Raw genomic sequence first — 723 nt, forward strand, 5'->3', positions numbered from 1 at the left:
CAATCGGGAAGACAGGATTCGAACCTGCGACACCTTGGTCCCAAACCAAGTACTCTACCAAGCTGAGCTACTTCCCGAGTTAAATGTTTAATGCACCCTAGAGGAGTCGAACCTCTAACCGCCTGATTCGTAGTCAGGTACTCTATCCAGTTGAGCTAAGGGTGCTCTTCAATATATGCCGAGGACCGGAATCGAACCGGTACGATCGTTACCAATCGCAGGATTTTAAGTCCTGTGCGTCTGCCAGTTCCGCCACCCCGGCCTCTATAAGCGAACGACGGGATTCGAACCCGCGACCCCCACCTTGGCAAGGTGGTGTTCTACCACTGAACTACGTTCGCATCGACTCTGGTTTATATTAAAAAAAATGCCGGCTACATGACTTGAACACGCGACCCTCTGATTACAAATCAGATGCTCTACCAACTGAGCTAAGCCGGCTGATTTCTATTATGCGGGTTAAGGGACTTGAACCCCCACGCCGTTAAGCGCCAGATCCTAAATCTGGTGCGTCTGCCAATTCCGCCAAACCCGCAAATATGACCCGTACTGGGCTCGAACCAGTGACCCATTGATTAAAAGTCAATTGCTCTACCAACTGAGCTAACGAGTCAAATAACTTTCGTTATTACGGTCCCGACGGGAATCGAACCCGCGATCTTCGCCGTGACAGGGCGACGTGATAACCGCTACACTACGGGACCTATGGGAGTTAACGGGACC

The 723-nt window shown here is 51.0% G+C and carries 8 tRNA genes; all 8 read right to left on the reverse strand.

What is annotated here, in order from left to right:
* Positions 1–3 precede the first annotated feature (3 nt).
* The 8 genes from ACLNCS_RS08515 to ACLNCS_RS08550 all read right to left on the reverse strand — a co-directional run bounded on the left by ACLNCS_RS08515 (position 4) and on the right by ACLNCS_RS08550 (position 704).
* Positions 4–77 (reverse strand) — tRNA-Pro (locus ACLNCS_RS08515).
* 14 nt (positions 78–91) lie between these two features.
* Positions 92–165 (reverse strand) — tRNA-Arg (locus tag ACLNCS_RS08520).
* Between the two features lie 11 nt (positions 166–176).
* Positions 177–262, reverse strand: a tRNA-Leu gene (locus ACLNCS_RS08525).
* Positions 263–269: 7 nt separating this feature from the next.
* Positions 270–341: transfer RNA gene (locus tag ACLNCS_RS08530), tRNA-Gly, on the reverse strand.
* Positions 342–368: 27 nt separating this feature from the next.
* Positions 369–441 (reverse strand) — tRNA-Thr (locus ACLNCS_RS08535).
* 12 nt (positions 442–453) lie between these two features.
* A tRNA-Leu gene (locus ACLNCS_RS08540) sits at positions 454–535 on the reverse strand.
* A gap of 5 nt (positions 536–540) precedes the next feature.
* Positions 541–613: transfer RNA gene (locus tag ACLNCS_RS08545), tRNA-Lys, on the reverse strand.
* An 18-nt stretch (positions 614–631) separates the two neighbouring features.
* Positions 632–704 (reverse strand) — tRNA-Asp (locus ACLNCS_RS08550).
* Between the last annotated feature and the right edge of the window lie 19 nt (positions 705–723).

This window comes from Streptococcus sp. CL9.43 (assembly GCF_049737935.1).
GTDB lineage: Bacteria > Bacillota > Bacilli > Lactobacillales > Streptococcaceae > Streptococcus > Streptococcus infantis_I.